This window comes from Streptomyces griseus, assembly GCF_900460065.1.
In the GTDB taxonomy this organism is placed as follows: domain Bacteria; phylum Actinomycetota; class Actinomycetes; order Streptomycetales; family Streptomycetaceae; genus Streptomyces; species Streptomyces griseus.
The window spans coordinates 421,491-444,084 of sequence record NZ_UAVD01000028.1; the positions used below are offsets into that span (position 1 = coordinate 421,491).

The following is a 22,594-nucleotide window of genomic DNA, read 5'->3' on the forward strand; positions in this document are numbered from 1 at the left end:
TGCGCCCCGGCTACTCCTCCAGCGCCGCCTCCATCACGGCCCGGGCGATCGGGGCCGCGCTGCCGCCGCCGCTGATGTCGCCCCGGTCGGCGGCGGCGTCCTCCACGACCACCGCCACCGCGACGGCCGGGCGGCCGGAGTCGGGGGCCCGGGCCCAGGAGATGAACCAGGCGTACGGCAGACCGGAGTTGTCGACGCCGTGCTGGGCGGTGCCGGTCTTCCCGCCGACCTCGACTCCGTCGATCGCCGCGTTCGACCCGGTGCCGTTCTCCACCACGTCGACCATCATCCGCTGGAGCTGCACCGCCGTCGCCGGGTTCATCGGCCGCTCGTACGCCTCGGAGCCCTCCCGCCGCACCGTGTCCCCGTCGGCGGTGGTCACCCGGTCCACCAGATGCGGACGGCGCAGATCCCCGCCGTTGGCCACCGCCGAGGCGACCATCGCCATCTGGAGCGGGGTCGCCGTCGTGTTGAACTGCCCGATCGAGGAGAGCGCGAGCTGGTCGTCGCTCATGTCCGTGTCGAAGTTGCTCCTCGCCACCCCGGACGGGATGCGCAGCCCGGAGTCGTTGAAGCCGAACCTCTCCGCCGTCTCCACCATCCCCTCCAGTCCGACCTCCACCCCGAGATGGGCCATCACCGTGTTGCAGGAGACCCGGATCGCGTCCGCCAGCGACGCCTGCTCGCACCCTCTCGCCTCGTTCGGCAGGGTCGTCCGCGTCCCCGGCAGGACGTACGGCGACGGCGTGTCCGTGGCCGCGTCGGCGTCCGTCACCACCCGCTCGTCCAGGGCCGCCGCCGCCGTCACGATCTTGAAGGTGGAGCCCGGCGGATAGGTCTGCCGGATGGCCCGGTTGAGCATCGGCATACTCGTGGCCGCGTTCAGCCGGGCCCAGGCGTCGGTCACCGCGGAACCGGTCCCCGACAGCCGCTCGGGGTCGTACGACGGGGTCGAGACCAGCGCCAGGATCGCGCCCGTGGACGGGTCCAGCGCCGCGACCGCGCCCCGCCGCCCGCGCAGCCCGTCGTACGCGGCCTGCTGCATCGACGCCCTGATCGTGGTGACGACGTCGCCGCCCGGCTGCCGGCCCCGGGTGAACTCGTTCCAGAAGGGCAGCGGCGCCAGCAGGGAGTCCGTACCGGAGAGGACGGCGTCCTCGGCGTTCTCGATGAGCGTCGTGCCGTACGTCTGCGAGGCGTATCCGGTCACCGGCGCGTACAGCGGGCCGTGCAGATAGGTGCGTTCGAAGCTGAGCCGCTCGCCGGTCTCCTTGTTGCCGGTCACGGGCCGGTCGCCGACCAGGATGTTGCCGCGCGGCTGGTCGTAGCGGGCGATGGTGTTGCGGCGGTTGGCCGGATTGTCGTCCAGTTCGTCGGCCTCGAAGACCTGGATCCGGGCCGCGTTGACGAGCAGTGCCACCAGCAGCAGCAGACAGAAGGCGGCGGCCCGCCGGATGCAGCGGATCACCGGTCCTCCCCGGCGCCCGCGACGACCCCGGTCCCGGCCTGTTCCGGGTGGGGTCTGCGCGAGACGTCGCTGAGCCGGATCAGCAGCGCCACGATGATCCAGTTGGTCACGACCGACGAGCCGCCCTGCGCCAGGAACGGCATCGCCATCCCGGTCAGCGGGATCAGCCCCATCACCCCGCCCGCGATCACGAACACCTGGAGCGCCAGGATCGACGCCAGACCGATGGCGAGCAGCCGCCCGAACGGGTCGCGCAGGGCGAGCCCGGCCCGGTAGCCGCGCGCCACGAGCAGCGCGTAGAGCAGGAAGATCGCGGTCAGCCCGCTCAGGCCCAGCTCCTCGCCCGCGGTCGCCAGGATGAAGTCGGACTTGGCGGCGAAGCCGATCAGGACGGAGTGGCCCGCGCCGAGCCCGGTCCCGAGCATCCCGCCCGCGGCGAAGGCGAACAGCGACTGGGCGAGCTGGCTCGGCCCCCGCCCCGCGTCGATCGAGGCGAACGGGTCCAGCCAGTCCTGCACCCGGCTGTGGACGTGCGGTTCGAAGGAGCCGACGACGAAAGCGCCGACGGCCGCAAGGAGCAGCCCGACCGCGATCCAGCCGGTCCGGCCGGTCGCCACGTACAGCATGATGACGAAGAGTCCGAAGAACAGTAGCGAGGTGCCCAGATCGCGCTCCAGCACCAGCACCCCGACGCTCAGCAGCCAGATCGCCACGATCGGCCCGAGCACCCGGCCGGAGGGCAGTTGCAGCTTCCAGAACGTGCGGCCGGTGTACGCGAGCGCGTTGCGGTTGGCGGCCAGATAGGCGGCGAAGAACACCGCGAGCAGGATCTTGGCGAACTCGCCCGGCTGGAAGGAGAGACCGCCGATCCGGATCCAGATCTTCGCCCCGTTCACCGCCGGGAAGAAGATCGGCACGGTCATGAGGACGAGCGCCGAGGCCACCGAGAGGTACGCGTACCGCTGGAGCACCCGGTGGTCCCGCAGCACCACCACCACGGCCGCGAACAGGGCGACGCCGAGGGTGGACCAGACGAGCTGGGTGGGCGCGGCCTGGTCCCTCGGGGTCTCCAGGTCGAGCCGGTAGATCAGCACCAGGCCGAGCCCGTTGAGCAGGACGGCGATGGGCAGCAGCAGCGGATCGGCGTACGGGGCCCGGAAGCGGACCGCGACATGGGCGAGCAGCGCGAGCGTGCCGAGCCCGGCGCCGTATCCGGCGACGTCGGGGGGCACGGTGCCGTCATGGGCGAGGCCGACCGCCGCGTAGCCGAGGACGGAGATCAGGACGCCCCCGACGAGGAGGGTGAGCTCCACCCCGCGCCTCTTGGGCAGGCGTAGCTCGGGCGGGGGAGCGTCCGCCGTCGTTGCGGTCATGCCCCGCAACGTAGCAAGAGGTGCGCGGTATTTCCCTTATGTCACACCTATGCCCCGGCCGGCGCCCACCGGACGCGCACCCGCCCGCGGAGCCGGCGGCGACGCTGCCGGGACGGCTCCACGGGCGGGCGGATGTGCGGGTGACGCGAGGTCAGCACCACTTCGGCGCGGCGCCGATGTTCTCGATGTAGCGGGCCGAACCCCAGGCCCAGGTGCCGTCGGTCAGCAGGTACCAGCGGTTGTTGCCGTCGACGTTGTCGCCCTCGGTCTTGCAGAAGATGTTGACGACCTCGCCGTACTCGACCGAGCCGACGATGCGGCTGCTGCGGGTCGGCTTGTCACGGAGCAGCAGGTACGGCTTGGCGATGACGCGTCCCTTGTAGGTCCGCTTCGGCGCCTGGGGCTTCGCCTGACCCTGCTTCTGCGCCTCCTCGCGGGCCTGCTTCTGCTGCGCCTCGTACTCGCGCTGCAGCGCCGAGGCGGAGAGCTCGTCGGACGTCGGGTCCGGAGCGGCGGCCTCCGCACGCTGTCCGACAGGCTGGGGGTCGGCCGCCAGCGCGGCGGGAGCGGCGGCGGTGAGCGCCGCGAGCGTGCCGGTGGCGACGACGAGACCGAGCCGGCGGAGCCGCGAGGAGCGGGACAGGGGGGACATGCTGCCTCCATGCGATGAGGAAAGGACCGTGGGGGACACGAGCTGGGCTCGTGAGCGTCACGCTAAATTCGCGACACACGGTCCGCAACGCGTCACATCGCGTGAGGCGGCCGGGGGGTTGGGCCGTCCGGGTCGTCCGTGGCGCCCCGACCCCCGTCGCCACCGGGGTTCCCGTCCGCGTCGCCGTCGTCGAGGCGTACGTACTCCGGCAGGGTCATCCGCACCAGCGCCCCGCCGTCCGGCGGATTGGCGAAGTCCAGCCGGGCGCCGATGACCTGGGCCTGGCCGAGGGCGATGGTCAGCCCGAGGCCGTGCCCCTTGCCCGCGCCGTCCGTGCGGAACCGCTGCGGCCCACCGTCCAGCAGGTACGCCGGGAACCCCGGCCCGTGATCCCGTACGGAGACCACCGCGCCGTCCACGCTCAGCACCACCGGGGGCCGCCCGTGCCGGTGCGCGTTGGCCACCAGATTGCCGATCACCCGCTCCAGGCGCCGCCGGTCGGTCTCCACCCGGGCCGCGCCCGCCACCCGCACCTCGGTGTCGGTGCCCGACGCCCGGACGACCCGCTCCGCCAGCGGCGCGAGTTCGTGCACGGCCAGGTCGACCTGCTCGGTACGGGCGTCGAGCCGGGAGATCTCCAGCAGGTCCTCCGTCAGCGCCCGCATCGCCCGCACCCGGTCGCGCACCAGCTCCGCCGGGCGGCCGTCCGGCAGCAGTTCGGCGGCGGCCGACAGGCCGGTCAGGGGGGTGCGCAGCTCGTGCGCCACGTCGGCGGTGAACCGCTGCTCGGTCTGGAGCTTGCGCTGGAGGGTCGAGGCCATGGTGTCGAGGGCGCCCGCCACGATCGCCACCTCGTCCTGGGCGCGGACCGGGCGGGCGGTCCGGGGATCGTGCACCCGGGCGTCGAGATCGCCCGCGCTGATCCGGCGGGCCACCCGGGCGCTCTGGTGGAGCCTGCGGGTCACCCGGCCGACGGCGAACAGCCCGACGAGCAGGGTGGCGGCGATGGCCAGCAGCGAGGAGCCGATGATCGCCCGGTCGAGGCCGCCGATGGTGCGGGCGCTGTGGCTGTAGTCCGTCCAGGTGGCGAGCGCCCGTCCGTCCGCCGGACCCGCCGCCCACATGGCGGGTCCGCTCCGCCCGTCCCGGTCCCCGGGCCGGTGCGGTCCGTCCGCGACGACGGTGCCGCGCTCGCCGTCCGCGGCCAGGGCGCGCAGTGAGGCGGGCAGGCCCGGCGGGTCGATGCCGGACCCCGGAGGCAGCGGCTCCCCGGCCTCGTACGCGTCGGTGACCACCTCCAGCCGGCTCAACGTCTTCTCCCGGGCCTGTTCGACCGTCTGCCGGGTCACCGCCGTGTGCACGAGGAAGCCGAGGAGGGCCGCCAGGGTGCAGCACATGGCGGTCAGGAAGACCGCGGACTTCCAGGTGAGGCTCGCGGTCCAGGAGGGCGAGCGGAACCCGCGCCGCCTCATCGCGTCCCCGTGGAGGGCGTGGCGGATTCCGGGGTGGCGGCCGAGGGTTTCGGGGGCTTCGGGGCCTTCCGGTGCTCGGGCGTTCGCAGGATCTCGTCCCGGGTGGGCAGCATGGCGCGCTGGCGGTCGTCCCAGGACCACGCGGTGCGGTACTCGTACCCCGGGATCACCGAGGGGGCCCGCATGATCAGGTCCCGGTCCGCCAGCTCCACGCTGATGACGGCGTCGTAGGTGGACATGATCCGGGTCAGGCCGCCCTGGTCCGGCATGTAGACGCGCACGGCGAGCTGCCGGTCGGGCATCCGGATGCCGAGCACCAGTTCGTCCCTGCCGTCGCCGGTCAGATCGCGGTAGTACGGCGGGAGGACCGGGCAGTCGTCCGGGGCGGTCCGGCACGCCTTGATCTGCCGGACCGTCCCGTCCGGCAGTTCGTCGAGACCGCTGTCCCGGTCCGTCCTCGCCTTCAGCCCGGCCTGCGCCACGGCCACCGGGTCCAGCGTGCGCACGTCGCCGCCGGTCACCCGGATCCCCGGGATGCGCGCGGTCTCGCCCTCGCCGTAGTCGTACGGGGCGGCGGAGGCGGGCGGCAGGTCCGGCCAGAGGCTCTTGGGCTCGACGGCCGACGGCGCGTCCCCCGCGCTCCTCAGCTCGCCGGCCGCGCCGCAGCCGGACAGCAGGGTCAGCGCGGCGAGGGCGCACGCGGCGGTACGGGGCGCCGCCGGGACGCGGTGCGGGCGCAAGGCTCGCCTCCTCTTCGACGACGGACGACACAGCGGTCTCACACCCTAATCGGACGAGCGTGCGCAATGTCGACTTCGTACCCCTGTGTAACGTACGCGGCCCCGTGGTCGGGGACCACGGGGCCGGAGCGGTCGGAGGGCCGCGGGTTCGGCGCCGCCCACGGACTCGGTGCCGGTACGGGTCCCGTACCGCCCGCGGACTCCGGGTTCGGTGCCGCCCACGGACTCGGCGCCGGTGCGGATCCCGTACCCCGCCCGCGGACCCGGCGCCGGTGCGGGTTCAGCGCTGGTACGGGTTCTGCCCGGGAGGCGTGAAACCGGGCTGCTGCGGGGCCTGGCCGTGGACGTTGCCGTCCTGCCCGGCCGCGGCCTGGGCGAGCAGCCGGTCGGCCTCCTCCCCGGGTATCTGCCGCTCGCCGCCGCAGAACGTGCACTGCGTGGCGAACTTCGTCGAGAACGGGAACAGCGGGACGAAGAACAGCGTGAACTTCGTGACCCGCTTGCGCAGGGTGTGCGCGGCCGGATTGCCGCACCAGCCGCACACCATCGTCAGGATGGCCAACTGGTGGAGGTAGCCCTTGGTGCCGAAAATGATCATGCCGTGGTTCCCTTCCCGGTCCCCCGGAGTGCCTGTCGGCACAGCGCCAGGAGCTTCTCGTCCTCGTGGATGTCATGACTGCCGTACCCGCCGTCCATCGCGTTGTGACGGCGTACGGAGACGAGTTCGCTCCGCAGGACGTGTGCTGCGGCCGACCCCTCCGGGACCGGCCCCATCCGTGCCACGCATTCTGCCACCCGGACCCGCACGTGACGGCTGCGCTCCCAGTCGGAGAGCAGGGCCTCGACGGTCTCCTGCGTCCGGCCCGACACCTCCCACAGCGCGATCGCCGCGTCGACCCGCAGCCACAGGTCCTCGTGCGCCAGCAGCCCGCGCAGCCGGGGCGCGACCACCGCGGCGCGCGGCCCGAGGGACCCCAGCGCCACCGCCGCGGCCCGGCGCTCGTGCACCTGGTGCGACTGGAGGCCCTCGATCAGCGCCGGCAGCACCGCGTCGGCGTCCCCGGAGATCGCCCACAGCGCCTCCGCCACCTCGGTCGCGGAGGCCGTCCCCGGCCGGCTGATCAGCGCCCGCAGCTCCGGAACGGCCTCCCGCGCCGCCGGCCCGAACGAACCCAGCGCCCGCAGTGCCGCCGTGCACAGCCACTCGCCCCGGTACTCCGGGGCCCCGCGCAGCACCCGCAGCACCTCGGGGGTCGCCTCGCCCGCCCGCAACCCGGCCAGCCCGGCCAGCAGCGGGCTCGCCCGGTCGTAGGCCCCCTCGTCCAGCTCCACCTCCGCGAGTCTGCTCCGCAGCGCCCCGGCGAGCGGCCGGGCCGCCGCCCCCAGGTGGCCCACCGCGAACCCCACGTCGTGCGCCACCCGCGGCAGCTCCAGCGCCGCCGCGAGCGCGGGCACCGCCCGGGCGTCGCCCAGCCGCGCCAGGGCCTTCACGGTGGAGCCGAGCCCGGGCGGTCCACTGGCCCAGGACTTCACCCAGTCCCCGGGCCGGTCCTCCAGCCGGGCGGCCAGCGCGTCCGCGGCGGGCGCGGCGAGGCCGAACAGCTCCTCCAGCACATGGGACGCGGCCTCGGCCAGCCGGGGTTCGGGGTCCGACAGCTGATCGCCGACGAGCGCCACCAACTCCTCGTAGGGGCCGCGCCAGGCCCGTATCAGCCCGCCGCTCATCCGTACGGCGTCGATGCGCTGCCGACGGTCGGGGCTGCGCAACTGATCGGCGAGCAGCGCCGTCCGGTCGGCGACCCGGTCGTCGAGTCCGACGTGCAGGGTGCGCAGCAGATCCGCGGCCCAGGGGGCCCCGCGCCCGGCGCTCTCCTGCGCGGCCAGCGACCGCAACTGCCCCACGAGCGTCGGCGTCGCGACCTGCTCGCCCCGACAGGTCTCCGCGGCGGTCACCGGCTCCGCCTCCGGGTCCACCGCCTCCGCTTCCGGGTCCCGGTCGGGATCCGGGCAGTCCTTCTCCGCCGCACCCCCCTCCGGCAGGGAGCGCATCTCGCGCAGCAGCCCCGAGACCACCGGCACCACGTCACCGGGCAGTCCGTCAGGCGAACAGCGCGCCAGCTGGGCCAGGGCCGCGAGCCGCAGCCCCGGGGAGTGCGCCCGCGACGCCAGCCGGCCCAGCCACTCCGCGACCCGCCCCGCCAGCGGCCGGTGCCGCAGCGCGACCCGCCCGGCCGCCTCCACGAGAGCGAGCCGCACCTCCTCGTCCGGCTCCACCGGCAGCCGCTCCCGCAGCAGCGCGAGCACCCGCACGGGATGGCGGTGCAGCGTGGCGAGCGCCAGCGGGGCCGCGAGCCGCACCCCGGGGTCCTCGTCGGCGATCAGCTCGAAGAACACCCCGGCGCCCGCGGTGACCGCCGCCGCGGCCATCGCGTAGTTCGCCGCGCCCTCGATCTCGTCCTCGTCGATCTCCGCCTCGTCGTCCTCGTCGAGGTCGAAGCCGCCGATGCTGGTGAGCAGTTCGACGACGCTGCCGCGGTCCTGCACCCCCGGGTCCACGGCCAGCTCGAACAGGAACGGGATGCACGCGAGCGTGCACGCGTACACATCGCCCTGGTGGTGCACCGCGCCGTACATGCCGTCGAGCGCCGCCTCGCGCTCCGCCGGATCCTGGGACGCGAGCCCCCGCAGAAGCTCCGGCACGTCGTCGGCAGGCCCGTAGGCATGCTCCATCGAGGCCCAGTCGACCTCGTCGATCCCCGAGAACACGCCATCCCCTCCCCGCGATCACGACAGCGCCCGGACCGGCGCGCCCCGTGGCGCGCCCTGTCCGCCACACCCCTCCCGGCGCGCTCCGGAGAAAGCGCCTGCGCAGAGTGTGCACCACGGGTCCGACAATCCACCCGCCACTTGTGGCCTTTCCTCGTGCCGTGACGAGGTCATGACCCGGTCAAGACGATTCGGCTGTGGATTCCTGTGAAACGGGGGACCGTCACACGGGTAGCGGACGCGCCTGTTCCGGGTCGTTCAGGGGCGCGAGCAGATCACCGTGCCGGTCCAGCCGGGCGGCCATGTCCCCGGCCCGGAACACCAGGGCGTCCGCCTCCCGGCACTCCGCGATCTCCTCCCAGGTCACCGGGGCCGACACGGTGGGCTCGGACGCGGCGCGCAGGGTGTAGGGAGTGGCGGTCGTCTTGGACGCGGCGTTCTGGCTGAAGTCGACGAAGACCTTGCCCGGCCGCAGCGACCGCTTCATCCGGTGCAGGGCCAGCCCCGGAAGGTCCGACTCCGCCTCCACGGCCAGCCGCTTCGCGTACGCGGACACCTCGCCGGACGGGGTCGGCTCCAGCGGGACCAGCAGGTGCATCCCCTTGGAGCCGGACGTCTTCCCGTACGCCGTCAGTCCGTCGGCCGCCAGGCGCTCGCGCAGCCAGAGCGCCACCGTGCAGCACTCCACGACCGTCGCGGGTGCGCCGGGGTCCAGGTCGAAGACCATCCGGTCGGCGACCTCCGGCGCGTCGTCACGCCACTGCGGGGTGTGGAACTCCACCACCAGGTTGGCCGCCCACATCAGGGAGGCCAGATCCCGCACGACCACCTGCCGGGCGCCCGGGTCCTCGCTCCGGGGCACGGGGGTGGTCCCCACCCAGGCGGGCGTACCGGGCGGCGGATTCTTGGTGAAGAAGACCTGGCCGTCCGGTCCGTCCGGGTAGCGCAGGAACGACACGGGGCGGTCACGCAGATGGGGCAGGATCACGCCGCCCGCGGTGGCCGCGTAGTAGTGCAGCACCTCGCCCTTGGTCGTCCCGGTGGCCGGATACAGGACCTTGTCGAGATTGCTGAGCGAGACCCGTCGCCCCTCCACCTCGGTGATCGGCGTCATACGATAAGAATCACACGAAACAGCATGAAATCGCTTGGAAGCATCTCCGATGCCCCAAGGTGCTCAAGGGTCGGCGATCGGCGAGGGGTGAACGGTGAGATCCATCTGGAACGGCGCGATCTCCTTCGGGCTGGTCAGCATTCCGATCAAGCTGGTCAACGCCACCGAGAACCACTCGATCAGCTTCCGGCAGATCCACCTCGCCGACGGTGGCCGGATCCGGTACCGCAAGGTCTGCGAACTGGACGAGCAGGAGGTCTCCGGCAGTGAGACGGGCAAGGCGTACGAGGACGCCGACGGCACGATGATCCCGATCACCGACGAGGATCTCGCCCAGCTCCCGCTGCCCACGGCGAAGACGATCGAGATCGTCGCCTTCGTCCCCGCCGACCGGATCGACCCCCTCCAGATGGACGCGGCGTACTACCTCTCCGCCAACGGGGTCCCGGCCGCCAAGCCGTACACGCTGCTCCGCGAGGCCCTGAAGCGCAGCAACAGGGTCGCCGTCGCCAAGTACGCCCTGCGCGGCCGCGAACGGCTCGGCATGCTCCGCGTCGTGGGCGAGGTGATCGCCCTGCACGGCCTGCTGTGGCCCGACGAGATCCGGCCTCCCGAGGACGCGGCCCCGGACGGCGACATCACGGTCCGCGACGCCGAACTCGACCTGGCGGACACCCTGATGAGCACCCTCGGCGAGGTCGACATGGACAGCCTCCACGACGACTACCGGGAGGCGGTGGAGGAGCTCGCCGCCGCGAAGGCGTCCGGTGAGAGCGTGCCCCCGGCCGAACCCGAGGACACCGGCGGCGAGGTCATCGACCTGATCGCGGCGCTGGAGAACAGCGTGCGGGCGGCCAGGACGTCCCGGGACGACGAGGGCGCGGGCGGCGACGGCGGTGACATGGCCGACGTCCACCCCATCGGGAGGGGGGCGAAGGCTTCGTCGAAGACGTCCGGGCAGAGCTCCGGGAAGGCCGCGCGGACCACCAAAACCGCGCGGAGGACCACGCACCGCACGCCCACCGGCAAGACGGTCACCCGCTCCGGAGACTCCACGGCGGAGAAGTCCGCCCCCAAGTCCTCCGGCGCGAAGAAGTCCACGGCGAAGAAGTCCACGGCGAAGAAGACCGCAGCACAGAAGACGACGGCGCGGAAGACGACGGCGAAAAAAACGACGGCGAAGGGGACCACGGGGACGACGGCCGCGGCCAAGAAGCGGACGTCGTCGGGCGGCGGCACGGCGAAGAAGTCGGCGTCCTCCCGCAAACGCACCTCGGCCTGACGGAGGCCCGCCCTGACCGTGGGGCGGCCCGAGGAGGGCGCGCGTCCTGTCGGAATGCGCCCTGTCGGGCGCGCGGCCCCGACGGAGCGCCGGCCCGACGCTCACCAGCCCCGGCCGCACCTCGCCTCGGCCCCCGGCCGACGGTGTGCGCCCGCCCGCCCGAGCGCCAACCGGGGCCGTCCCCCCGGCCGTCGGCGCATCCCCGCCGCCCCGCTGTCCTCCGTCCCCCGTACGCTACGGCCCATGAGCGCAGAGGCCCCCTCGGGACGGGTGATCGACGGCCGCTTCACGCTGGTGGAGCGGCTCGGCAGCGGTGGCATGGGCATGGTCTGGCGGGCCCGCGACGAGGCGCTCCACCGCGATGTCGCCCTCAAGGAGGTACGGCCCCCGGACCCGGCGCTCGCGGAGTACGACCCCGAAGGCGCCCGCACCCTGCGCGCCCGGGTGTTGCGCGAGGCCCGGGCCCTGGCCCGGGTCGACCATCCGAACGTGGTCACCGTCCACCACATCGTCGACCCCGGCGAGGACGGCTACCCGTGGATCGTGATGGAGCTCGTGGCCGGCTCGTCGCTGCATGACCGGCTCGCCCACGGGCCCATGGAACCCGCCGAGGCCGCCGAGCTGGGACGCGGCATCCTCGCCGCCCTCCGCGCCGCCCACGCCACCGGCATCCAGCACCGCGACGTCAAGCCCGCCAACGTGCTGCTGCGCCCCGACGGCCGCCCCGTCCTCACGGACTTCGGCATCGCCGCCATCCGCGAGTCGACCAGCCTCACCGCGACGGGCGCCCTCATCGGCTCGCCCGACTACATAGCCCCCGAGCGGATCCGGGGCACGGAGGGCGACCCGTCCTCCGACCTCTGGTCGCTCGGCATGATGCTGTACGTGGCCGTCGAGGGCCGCCACCCGCTGCGCCGGGCCACCACCCTGGCCACGCTGGCCGCCGTGCTCGACGAGGAGGTCCCGCCGCCGACGCGGGCCGGGTCCCTCGCCCCGGTGCTGAACGCGCTCCTCACCAGGGACATCGCCGCCCGCCCGGACGCCGAGGCCCTCGACCGCCTGCTGGCCGGGGCCGCGCGGCCGGGCGCGAGCCCCGCCCCCACGCCCACGGAGCCCGTACGGGACCGCCCCGCCTCCGCGTGGCCCGGATCCGTGCACAGCACGCCCACGCAGACGGCCGCCACGCCGCCGCCCCGGCCGGGACCCGCGCCCCGGTCCGTGCCGACGCCCCCGTCACCCGGGTCCGACCGGACCGGCGGCTCCTTCGCCCCGCCGTCCACGGGCCCCCAGGACCGCGTTCCCACGGGCTACGGCTTCCCGCCCCCCGCCGCCGCCACGTCCGCACCCGGCGGCACCCCGTACCGGCAGCCCGCCCCCGGCGCCGACGGCGCCCCGCACGAGCGCCGCCGCCGCGTCGAGCGCAGGGCCTGGCGGATCAGCGCCGCGTCGTCCGTCGTCTCGGCGGTGGTGATCGCGGGCGCCGTCCTCTGGACCGCCGACCCGTTCTCGTTCCGGGGCTCCGAGGGCGACGACCGCCCCCGCGACCGGGCGAGCGCCCCGCAGGCCTCCGCTCCGGCGCCCGCCCCGGTGGCCGACGACGCCGGCGGATCCGCGGACACCGGCGGCTCCGAGGAGGAGGCGCCGGAGGCCGTGGACCTGCTCACCCCGGACGGGGCGCGGTCGGCGATCAAGGCGATGAAGCCCCTCATGGGCGGGACGAAGGTCACCGACTTCACCCTCTACGGCGAGCACGCCTCCGCCGAGGCGCCCCTGAAGTCCAACGCCGCGCTGTACGACCGCTTCAGCTACCGCGACGGCCGGGCGGAGAACGACGACATGGGCGGCACCCTGACGCCCGGATCCACCACCATCGACCTGGACTCCGTCGACTGGGACGCGCTGCCCGCCCTGCTGAAGTCGGCGGAGAAGACGCTCAACGTCGACGAGCCGGAGAGCCGCTACGTGATCGTGGACCCCTCGTCGCCCTTCCACGGAGACCGGCCCGTGCTGCGCGTCTACGTCTCCGACTCGCACGGCGGCGCCTTCCTCACCGCCGAGCTGGACGGCCGGGTCATCGAGAGGAACCCGCGCCCCAAGGGCTGAGCGCCGGCCGGATCGAATCCGGAAGCTGCGGCAGGTCCAGGTCGAACGGGCTCCGCTCGATGACGTACGTGCAACTCGTGTACGTGTAGCCCGGCTGGACCTTCGTCCCCGAGGAGTAGCTGTCCACCCGGGCGGTCGCGCCCGTACCGTGCTTGTACAGGAAGTGGTACTCCCCGGCGGGGAGCCGCAGCCGGGCCTTCGGGTAGTCCCGGCCGCTCGCCCCGCAGGCCCGCCGCGGGCCCTCGGACGCGCTGTACCGCTCACAGCCCGCGCAGGCCTTCAGCGTGGCGGTGCCGGTGACCGGGCCGGTGTAGAGCACCTCGACCGCGTTCGGCGCGTCATTGCTGATGACCAGCTCCATCCGGGAGCCGCCGGGCCGCTTCGACGGCGGCAGCCGCTTGCCCGCCGCCGGACGGTCGTCGGCGATCTCCGCCGCTATGGCGATGTTCCGCGCCTGCCGCGCCCGCCCGTCGCTCCGGTACGTCCGCGCGAAATCGGTCAGCGTCGTGCGCGCCGCACCGAACTGCTCGTCCTCGAACTGGTCGACCCCACAGGCGTACACCCCGTCCACCACGCCCTTGTCGGCATCGCCGCGCAGCGCCTTCACACCCTCGTCGGGGAGGCCGGACGCGGTGGCTCCCAGGCCCCGCAGCACCTCGGTGGCCGCACACGGCTCGGCCCCCTCCAACGCCGCGACCTGCTCCTTGATCCGCTTCCCGATCGCCGGGCCCACCTGGCGCGCGGAGGCCGAACCGGGGAACGTGCGCAGCAGCTCTCCCAGCTCCGTGCCGCCGCCGCCCGGCCCGCCCAGACGCGATACGCCGCACCCGTACAACGACGCGGCGAGGGGCTCGTCGGGCCACGCGGCGAGCGGGCCCAGCAGTTTCTCGTCCACCGAGTCCGGCAGCGTCCGCAGATAGGTCAGCGGCGCGACGGCCTCACAGAGCCGCTTCTCGGCGTACGGGGTGGAGACCGCGTCGTAGTACGCCTTCAGGCGGTCCGGGACCAGCTTCGCGGCCCGGGAGCCCGGGTGGTCCTCGCCGAGCGCGCGATAGGCGTCGAGCGCCCGCTCGTACTCGCCCTTCGCCGCGTCGAACGGCCGTCCCGAAGCCGTCGCGACCCGCTCGTCCCCGGCCGCCAGCCGGTCCAGCAGCATCTGCTCCCGCGCCTCGTTCCGCGCGGAGCCGTACACCACGGCCCCACCCGTCGGCACGGCCAGCAGCACCACGCCGAGCCCGACCGCCACGACGGGCCGCCACGCCCCGCCCAGCGCCGACCGCAGGGCGATCCGGGCCCCGTCGGCGGCAGCCGCCACCAGCACGAGCAGATACCCGGCGAGAACGCCCCCGGGCACCCCGTCCGGATCGGCCGGCAACGCCGCCCACAGCAGCACCGCCGTGGCCGCCCAGCACACCGCGGCCCGCGTCCAGCGGCCCAACAGGGCGTAACCGAGCCCGAGTCCGGTCAGATTGAGCAGCGCCGCGCCGACCGCGCGCAGGGGCGCACCGGGCGGTGGCGGCCCGACGGCCGGCGCGCGGGAGGGCGGCGGCGGTGGCACGGGCCCGTCCTCCCCGCCCCGGTCGGCTCCCCACCCCTGCCCCGCGGCCCCGTACCGATCGTCGGACTCCATAACGGTCCCCCCACCGCCGAGCCGAAAAAGGTCATCCTGACTCTGCCCGGGGCCGTACCGCCTCACGCGCGATCGGGCGGGCATTTTGCCCCCTCCATGACGTCGTTCAGCACCCTATGTGGCGAAATGACACGCCAGATACGGGAGTTGGTGGAAGAGGCCACAGAAAATGCACTCGAAAGGGTGAGCCTGTTCGGATCTTCGAGGCCTCGACGTGTGCCATGATCGCGGAGTCAGGTTCCCGGCATCGGTAACGCAGTCAATTCTGTTCAGAGCGAAGGTAGTTGCAACGCCTATGTGGAAGATCCTTCAGTGGATGTGGTGACCCCGCGCGGCCCGAAGGGCCACGTCACCAGCGGTTGATCCGCACCGCGGTCGAACGGACCGGCACCCGGGCGAGGCTCAGGAGCCGGTCCTTCCTATGTCCTCCCGAAGCAGCCGCCGCAGGCTCTCCGCCTCGGCCTCCGCGCCCAGGCTCCGGTACACCTCCTGCGCCCTCCTCGCGTACTCGGGGGCCAGGTCGCCCCGGCGCGTCCGCAGCGCCGTACGCGCGAGGCCGGCCAGCGCCCGCGCCGCGCCGGGACGGGAGCCGGTGCGCTCGGCCAGCTCCAGCGCCTGCCCGTACGCCTCCGCCGCCGGTTCCGGCCTGCCCCCCGCCTCGTGCACATCGGCCACGCCGAGCAGTGCCCGGGAGCGCTCGTAGGCGCTGTCGATCGCCCGGGCCACCTCCTCCGCCACCGTGAAGTGGAGCAACGCCGCACCGGAGTCGCCGTTCTCGGCGTACGCGGTGCCCATGCTGATCAGCGCGTTCGCCTCGCCCAGCGCGTCCCCCCGGGCCCGGTGGCTCGCCAGCGCCCTCCGGAAACCGTCCAACGCCCGTGACGTGTCCCCCATGGCCTGGTGCACCGCGCCCAGATTGGTGTCCAGGATGGCCAGTTCACGGGCGCCGCTGTGCAGCCGGGCCAGTGCCCGCGACCTTTCGAGGTGGTCCCGGGCGTGCTCGATCCGCCCCTGGAGGTGGTGGATCTCGCCGATGTTGTTGAGCGCGCGGATCTGTCCCAGCAGGTCCCCCGTCCCCTCGTGGATGTGCAGGGTGAGCCGCGCCCGGCCGAGCGCCTCGTCGTACCGGCCCTCGTAGTACAGCGCCGCGCCCTCGACGTTGAGGCAGTCCGCCTCGCCGTGCAGATCGCCCAGGCTCCGGTAGAGCGCCAGCGCCCGCGCCACCATGCGCAGCGCCGGGCCGGTGTGCCCGGCGGCCAGGTGCGCGCGGCTCGCCTGGAGCGAGCTGTCGGCGCACCCCGCGGGGTCCTTCAGGTCCTGGAACAGGGTCAGGGCCTCGCCCGCACAGCTCAGGGCCTCACCCGGCCCCGACTGCGCCAGCACCTCCGCCGCCTCCACCAGCGTCTGCGCCAGCAGCAGGGGGTTGCCCCGGGAGCGCAGCGCCTCCACGGCCGCGCCGTACAACTCGTTGGTCACCGCCCAACTGCCCCAGATCCTGAGCGAGGGGGCGAGCGCGTGCGGGAACAGCGCCGCGCTGTCCCGGCCCTCCCCGGCCGCGGTGCGGCCGGCGGCCAGCAGGTTGGCCCGCTCGGCGTCCAGCCAGGCCGCCGCCTCCCGGGCGTCCCCGAACCCGGCCGCGTACACCGGCAGGCGCTCGGGCTCCAGGGCCCTGCGGCGCGGGTGCGTGAGGCGGTGGGCCCGGTGCGCGGAGGTGAGGCAGTATTCGAGGAGCCTGTCGACGGCTTCGCGACGCTCCTCCTCCGGCTCCTCGGCGATGGACATACGCAGCGCGAACGCCCGTGTGAGGTCGTGCAGTTGGTAGCGTCCGAGCACCGGCTCCGCCAGCAGATGGCAGTCCAGCAACTCCTCGATGCTGCGCCGCACGCCCTCGGCCCCGCCACCCGGTCCGAGCCCGTTGCCCCGCCCCGACAGGGCGGCTGCCGCCGCCGCGGTGATGTCGGGCCCGGGATGCAGCGCGAGCAGGCGCAGTAATCGGCGCGTGCCGGACGTCAGCTCCGCGTACGAGAAGCGGAACGCCGAGACGAACACCTCCTCGTCGAGTTCGTCCAGCGGATCGCTCGACTGGGCCAGCCGCTCCAGGAGATGGCGCAGATCCCAGATCTCCCGGTGCCGGAAGCGGCCCGCGAGCAGCGTCGTGGCCAGCGGATGGCGGCCGCAGGCGTCCACCAGCAGCTCCAGCGCCTCCGGATCGCGGGAGGTGCGGGCCGTGCCCGCGATCCGCGTGAACAGGGCCGCCGCCTCCGGCGCCGACAACGCGTCCACCGCCAGGGAGGCGGCCCCGTCCAGGGCGGAGAGCCGGTTGCGGCTCGTGACGATCGCCAGGCACCCGGCCGATCCGGGCAGCAGCGGGCGGACCTGGGCGGCGTCCCGCGCGTTGTCGAGGACCACCAGCACCCGGTTGCGCGCGGTCCACTCCCGCCACGCTGCCGCCCGTCCGTCGAGGCCGGCCGGCAGCTTGTCCCCGACGCCGGCGGCGTGCAGCAGGAAGGCCAGCGCCTCGGCCGGGTCGAGCGGCCGCCGCCCGCTGAACCCGTGCAGATCGACGTACAGCTGACCGGCCGGATAGTCCTCGGCCAGCCGGTGCGCGGTGTGCACCGCCAGCGCCGTCTTGCCGATGCCGGGCATTCCGTGGAGCACGGCGACCGGCAGCGCGTAGCCGTCGGCGCCGGCCACCCCGTCACGCAGGAGCGCCGACTCCCTCTCGCGGCCGGTGAAGTCCGGGGTGTCGCGGGGGAGGTTGTTGCGGGCCGGCAGGGCGGACCGGGCACCCGCCGCCGGGGCGGCGACGGGGGCCTGCCGCGGTGCGGCGGGGGCGAGGGCCCTGACGGTGACGGCCTCGGCCCGGGGACCCGTCAGCCCCAGGTCCTGTTCCAGGATCCGCTGGTGCAGCGCCCGCAGATCGGCCCCCGGCTCCATGCCGAGCCCCTCGCGCAGGCGGGTGTGCGTCGTGCGGTAGAGCTCCAGCGCCTCGCTGTGCCGGCCGCTGCGCGTCAGCGCCAGCATCAGGGAGCCGACCACTCCTTCCGCCAACGGGCTCTCCGCCACCAACTCGCGGAGTTCGCCGATCAGATCGGCGTGCCGCCCGAGCTCCAGCTCCAGCCGGATGCGCTCCTCCCGGACATGGCGGTGGTCCTCCACCAGCCGCGTCCGCACCGAGGCCGCCCACTCGCCGGAACTCTCGGTCAGCGGCTCGCCCCGCCACATGCTCTCGGCGGTCCGCAGCAGCCCGATCGCCCAGTCGGTGCGGCCCTGCTCCGCCGCGACCGCCGCCTCGGCGCGGAACCGCTGGAAGCGGACCAGATCCAGATCGTTCCGGTCGCTCATCCGGAGCCGGTAGAGCCGGGGCGGCACATGGTCCAGCCGCACGAGCGGCCCCACCGCGTCGCGCAGGTTCCTGCGCAGCTTGGAGAGGTACGTCTGGAGCGTGGCCGGACCCTTGGGCGGGGGCTCGTCCCCCCAGACCCGCTCCATCAACGTGTCCACGGCGACGGGTTCCCCGCGCGCGTGTACCAGAACGGCGAGCACGCAGCGGTGTTTCACCGAACCGAGCTCGTGCTGCTGGTCCCCGTGCCATAGTTCCAGAGGTCCCAGAGCAAGAAGGTCCATATCGCCCCCCGATGGGTGCGCCACTTCCTGCCGCCACCGGCAGCGTCCGCACGTCTGTGCGGAACAGTCCACTGTTCCCTGAGCCACCTGCCCGGACCAGAGCGCACGGGGGCGTGAGCGGGGCGCATGGCGCGGCGCTTTTCCCCGTACAGCTGGAACGCAGGATTCCTGCAAGCCGCCTGTCCACGCCCGTGGGCAGATGCGTCCCGGGCCGCCGTCAGCCGCGGCCTCCGCGGGCCCCGTGTCCGCGGCGACCGAAACGGGGACTGATCAAGATGAGCCTGACCATGCCGGACGCGTACCGGCCCCTTGTACCCGTGCGCCTGGACGTCGACCGCTGGGCCACCCGCCGGACCCGCAGGAAGATCCTCGCCGTGGTGCACACCGTCACGGCGGGGCAGCGGCTGCTCGAAGCCGTACGGCTGCTGGAGGGCGACGCCCGGGTGCAGGTGTTCTTCACCCAGGCGCCCGACGTGTTCAGCCACGGGGTGGGCCCCTTCCTGGAACGACTGGGCGGCCTGGTCCTGCCCTGGCACCAGGCGGTCCAGCTGCCCTTCGACCTGGCGGTGGCGGCGGCCCACGGCGGACTCCAGGAACTGCACGCCCCGGTGATCGTGCTCCCGCACGGCGTCGGGCACAACAAGCTGATCCCCGCCGGGCAGCGCGGACGCCCGGTCGCCGGGCGCGGGATCTACGGGCTCGACCGGCAATGGCTGATCCAGGACGGCCGGCTGGTGCCCGAGTCGATCGTGCTGGCCCACCACGAGGACCTGACCCGCCTCGGCCGCGCGTGCCCCGAGGCGCTGCCGGCGGCCGAGGTGGTCGGCGACCCCTGCTCCGACCGGATCACGGCGAGCCTCCCGCAACGCGCCCTCTACCGCGACGCCCTGGGGGTCGGAGCCCGACAGCAACTGGTCACCGTCTGCTCCACCTGGGGGCCGGGCTCCCTCCTGGGCCGCCAGTGGGAGCTGCTGGAACGGCTGGTCGAGGAGTTGCCCCGGGAGGACTTCCGGGTCGCGCTCCTGCTGCACCCGCACGTCTGGAACGCCCATGGCGAATGGCAGATCCGCAGCTGGCTCGCGGGGCTCGTCGGCTCGGGGCTCCTGGTGATCAGCCAGCACGCCGACTGGGTCGGAGCGCTGGTCGCCGCCGACCACGTGGTGGGGGACCACGGCTCCGTCTCGCTGTACGGGGCGATGACCGGGGTCCCGGTCCTGATGGGCGACGTCCCCGACGGCGACCTGGACCCCGCCTCGCCCGCGGCCGAACTGGCCTCCCTCGCCCCGCAGCTGCACGCCGACCGCCCCCTGGACCGCCAGCTCGCCCGCGCCGCCGCGGCCTACCGCGCGGAACGGTACGCGCAGGTGACGGCCCGGATCACCTCGGAGCCGGGGCGGTTCGCCGTCAGGATGCGGGCCCTGATCTACCGCAAGCTCCGGCTGCGCGCCCCCGCGGCCCGGCCGCGCACCGACCACGCGCCGCTGCCGGTGACGGCACGTCACGACGCAGGAGGGTACGCCCGATGACCGCGACGACCGTACGGCTCACCGAGCACGCCCCGCAGCGCGGAGTCCGCCGGACCGGAGCCACCCTGCTGCACCCCGACCGCCCGCTGCGGGTCGTCGACGAGCACCTGCGCGTCCGGCTCCAGGCCGCGCATCCGATGCCGCTCCTGGCGGACGTCCTGGTGGCCGAGGTCCCGTCGGGGGCGTGGCCGCCGTACGGGAGCCCCCTCGGCTACGCCGCCGAACTCGCCGACTGCCACCCCGGCGCCCTGGTCGTCGCCGTCTACCGGGGCCCGCGCTGCTGGCTGCGGCTGGGCGGCCGGCCAGGGCTGCTCGTCCGCGGGCCCGGAGGGCCGGTGCAGCCCTGGGCGGTATGGGCCTCGGTCGCCCACGTCTGGCTGGTGGCGGGCCTGGACCCGGCCGCGTTCGACCCGGCCGCCGTACAGGTCGTCAGGACCGTACGCGACTACGCGCCGGACCCGCGCCGATCGTCCCCGGACGGGTCCGGCGCCGGGGGCGCGGGCGGGGAGTCCGCCGTCCCCGGCGACTCCAGCGCGCCGAGCCGGGCCGCCGCCCCGACGGCCTCCGCCGACCGCGACCGGCCGACGGAGCCGTACAGGGACACCGCCTCCCGGTAGTACTGCCGGGCCTGCCACGGTTGCCCGCGCCGCTCGGAGAGCCGGGCCAGGCCTCCGAGCACATGGGCGGTCTCGAAGCCGGCCGCCTCCGCCCGCAAGGCGGACAGCGCGGTCGACAGCTCCGCCTCGGCCCGCTCCAGCCGGCCGAGGCCCACGCAGGCCCGGCCGGTCAGGCCGGCGGCACGCGCCGCGTTGTACGTGTCGCCGGCCGCCTCCAGCGTGAGGCGGGCGGCCTCGGCCTCGACGGCGGCGGTCTCGTACCGCTCCTGGGCCAGGGCGATGTCGGCCAGATTGAACCGGGCCAGCGCACCGGCCCGGAGATCGCCGTGGGCGGGCAGCTCCGCTGCCGCGCGGGCGAAGAACTCGGCCGCGCGGTCCCGCTGCCCGAGCCGCTGGTGGGCCAGCCCCCGGTAGTTCAACGTCCTGGCGTGCCCGAGGGCGTCGCCGCGCTCCAGGAAGGCGGCGGCGGCCCGCTCGAACATGGCCAGCCCCTCGGCGTGTTCGCCGGTGGCCAGCATCCCCAGGGCGCCCGAGGTCAGCATCCGGCAGGAGGCCTCACCGTTCCCCGCCTCCTCGGCGGCCAGCAGCCCCTCCCGGTGCGCCTCGATCCACTCGCGGTACAGCTTGCGGCGCGGGAACAGCGGCCACAGCGCGTCGGTCAGCTGCCAGGCGAGCTCCGGAGCGCCCATCGGGCGCGCGAGACGGACCACCGCCATCAGGTTGGGCAGCTCCCGCTCCAGCCAGTCCAGTGCCGCTTCCGCGGCCGTCTGTCCGCCGACGGGACCGAAGTCCTCCTCCGCGACGGACTCCGCTGCCACGCCCCGCCCGAAATCCCGTTCCGGACCGACGCGTCCGGGCTCGATGATCTCCTCGGCCCGGCCGGCGGCGGCGAGGTAGTGGCGGCCGACGCGCAGCAACGCGGCGGCCCGTTCGTCGCCGCTCTCGTCCTGAGCGGCCCGTTCGGCGGCGTGCAGCCGCACCAGATCGTGGAACCGGTAACGCTCGCCCCCCGACGCCTCGGCGACGTCGACGAGCAGATTCGCGTCGTGCAACGCGTCGAGCGCCTCGGCGGCGTCCCCGCCCAGCAGCGTCCGCGCCACCGGGGCGCCGAACTCCCTGCCGGGGTGGAGCCCCAGCAGCCGGTAGAGGCGGGCCGCCCTGGGCGGCAGGCCCTGGTAGGAGAGGTCCAGCGCCGCCCGCACGTCGTGGTCGCCCTCTATCGCCAGTGCCTCCAGCCGTTCGTGCTCCTCGGACAGGGCCCGGACCATCGCGGTGATGCCCTGCTTCGGGCGGGCCGCCAGCCGCGCCCCGGCGATGCGCACCGCGAGCGGCAGCCCCGCGCAGAGCGCGACGAGGGCCCGCGCCTCCTCGGGCTGGGCGGCGACCCGGCCGTCGGCGAGGGTCGCTTCGAGGAGTTCGACCGCCGCCTCGGGGGAGAGGGGCTCCAGATGGATCACATGCCCCCCGTCGAGGCTCAGCCCCGGCATCCTCCGGCGGCTGGTCACCGCGGTCACGCTCTGTCCCGCCGGCAGCAGCGGCCGTACCTGCGCCGCGGTCGCCGCGTCGTCCAGGAGCACCACGAGCTGCCGGTCGGCCGTCAACGACCGGTAGAGCGCGACCCGTTCACCCAGCGTCGGAGGCACCTGGCCGCTCGGAACACCCAGCGCCCGCAGGAACCGGGCCACGACCTCGCCGGGGTCGGCGGGGCCGTCCGGCGCCTGCGCGCCGAGGTCGGCGTACAGCTGGCCGCCGGGAAAGTGCGGGCGCAGGGTGTGCAGCCAGGCCAGCGCGACCGCGGTCTTCCCCACCCCTCCCAGCCCGCTCACCGCCGCCAGCGTGGGATGCCCGTCCTCCGTGGCCCGGTCCCGGTGCGCCTCCAGGGCGCGGATCTCGTCCGTGCGGTCGGTGATCCGGACCGAGGGCGGTAACTGCCAGGGCGGCGGCACCACCTCACGCGCCCCGCCCCCGGAGACATGGATCCCGCCGTGCACACTTCCCGTCTGCACCACGAAGCCGTGGACCGTGCCGCTCAGTTCGTTGGCATTCGTGCTGTGCTCGTGCCCCCGCATGCGTCCCCCTCCGGACAGCCGAGTACCAGCTTCCACCAGACATCCTTTCCGTACAGGCGCTCGATACCCGGCCCCACGGCTATCGGCTCCGGCCGGACCGAGTGCGCTTCCGAGCACGCGATGCCGCTGGCATATGCCCCTGGTATTTACGTACC

At 74.3% G+C, this 22,594-nt stretch carries 14 protein-coding genes; 3 read left to right on the forward strand and 11 right to left on the reverse strand.

Annotation, left to right across the window (positions count from 1 at the left end; genetic code table 11):
- Positions 1 to 10: 10 nt before the first annotated feature.
- From DTB53_RS19685 to ligD, 8 genes are all read right to left on the reverse strand, one after another.
- The gene (locus DTB53_RS19685) at positions 11 to 1,468 is read right to left on the reverse strand and encodes a peptidoglycan D,D-transpeptidase FtsI family protein (protein ID WP_003966291.1); all 1,458 of its coding nucleotides are present in this window, start codon (positions 1,466 to 1,468) and stop codon (positions 11 to 13) included.
- The gene (locus DTB53_RS19690; RefSeq protein WP_012379045.1) at positions 1,465 to 2,841 is read right to left on the reverse strand and encodes an FtsW/RodA/SpoVE family cell cycle protein; all 1,377 of its coding nucleotides are present in this window, start codon (positions 2,839 to 2,841) and stop codon (positions 1,465 to 1,467) included. The genes DTB53_RS19685 and DTB53_RS19690 overlap by 4 nt, the downstream gene beginning before the upstream one ends.
- A 151-nt stretch (positions 2,842 to 2,992) precedes the next feature.
- Complete coding sequence (locus DTB53_RS19695) at positions 2,993 to 3,493, reverse strand: SH3 domain-containing protein (protein WP_003966288.1); 501 nt, start codon at positions 3,491 to 3,493, stop codon at positions 2,993 to 2,995.
- A gap of 92 nt (positions 3,494 to 3,585) precedes the next feature.
- Entirely contained in the window at positions 3,586 to 4,965 is a 1,380-nt protein-coding gene (locus DTB53_RS19700) for an ATP-binding protein (RefSeq protein WP_003966287.1), read from the reverse strand.
- Positions 4,962 to 5,705: a hypothetical protein gene (locus DTB53_RS19705; protein ID WP_042496111.1), complete on the reverse strand. Its 744-nt coding sequence runs from the start codon at positions 5,703 to 5,705 to the stop codon at positions 4,962 to 4,964. Before DTB53_RS19705 ends, DTB53_RS19700 begins: the two co-directional genes overlap by 4 nt.
- Before the next feature lie 280 nt (positions 5,706 to 5,985).
- Entirely contained in the window at positions 5,986 to 6,303 is a 318-nt protein-coding gene (locus DTB53_RS19710; RefSeq protein WP_012379042.1) for a zinc ribbon domain-containing protein, read from the reverse strand.
- The gene (locus DTB53_RS19715) at positions 6,300 to 8,471 is read right to left on the reverse strand and encodes a HEAT repeat domain-containing protein (RefSeq protein WP_012379041.1); all 2,172 of its coding nucleotides are present in this window, start codon (positions 8,469 to 8,471) and stop codon (positions 6,300 to 6,302) included. Before DTB53_RS19715 ends, DTB53_RS19710 begins: the two co-directional genes overlap by 4 nt.
- A gap of 223 nt (positions 8,472 to 8,694) precedes the next feature.
- A complete protein-coding gene (gene ligD / locus DTB53_RS19720; protein ID WP_012379040.1) occupies positions 8,695 to 9,585 on the reverse strand; it encodes a non-homologous end-joining DNA ligase in 891 nt (296 codons plus the stop codon).
- A gap of 94 nt (positions 9,586 to 9,679) precedes the next feature.
- Between ligD and ku the strand changes: the two genes are divergently transcribed.
- A complete protein-coding gene (ku, locus tag DTB53_RS19725; RefSeq protein ID WP_012379039.1) occupies positions 9,680 to 10,867 on the forward strand; it encodes a non-homologous end joining protein Ku in 1,188 nt (395 codons plus the stop codon).
- A gap of 243 nt (positions 10,868 to 11,110) precedes the next feature.
- Positions 11,111 to 12,970 (forward strand): serine/threonine-protein kinase, encoded by a 1,860-nt coding sequence (locus DTB53_RS19730; protein WP_012379038.1) that lies wholly within the window; start codon positions 11,111 to 11,113, stop codon positions 12,968 to 12,970.
- On the opposite strand, the gene DTB53_RS19735 is transcribed toward DTB53_RS19730, so the two are convergent.
- Together DTB53_RS19735 and DTB53_RS19740 are read right to left on the reverse strand one after the other, a co-directional pair.
- Entirely contained in the window at positions 12,939 to 14,600 is a 1,662-nt protein-coding gene (locus DTB53_RS19735; protein WP_172595273.1) for a hypothetical protein, read from the reverse strand. The two genes, DTB53_RS19730 and DTB53_RS19735, sit on opposite strands and share 32 nt — an antisense overlap.
- A 402-nt stretch (positions 14,601 to 15,002) precedes the next feature.
- Positions 15,003 to 18,227 (reverse strand): AfsR/SARP family transcriptional regulator, encoded by a 3,225-nt coding sequence (locus DTB53_RS19740; RefSeq protein WP_012379036.1) that lies wholly within the window; start codon positions 18,225 to 18,227, stop codon positions 15,003 to 15,005.
- 275 nt (positions 18,228 to 18,502) lie between these two features.
- Here DTB53_RS19740 and DTB53_RS19745 point away from each other — a divergent pair, with 275 nt between their 5' ends.
- Positions 18,503 to 19,753, forward strand: a complete 1,251-nt coding sequence (locus DTB53_RS19745; RefSeq protein ID WP_012379035.1) for a hypothetical protein — start codon at positions 18,503 to 18,505, stop codon at positions 19,751 to 19,753.
- A gap of 445 nt (positions 19,754 to 20,198) precedes the next feature.
- Here the strand turns inward: DTB53_RS19745 and DTB53_RS19750 are convergent, their stop codons facing one another.
- Positions 20,199 to 22,439 carry an ATP-binding protein gene (locus DTB53_RS19750; RefSeq protein ID WP_003966276.1) on the reverse strand — a complete coding sequence of 747 codons (2,241 nt, stop codon included), beginning with the start codon at positions 22,437 to 22,439 and terminating at the stop codon, positions 20,199 to 20,201.
- Positions 22,440 to 22,594: the final 155 nt, after the last annotated feature.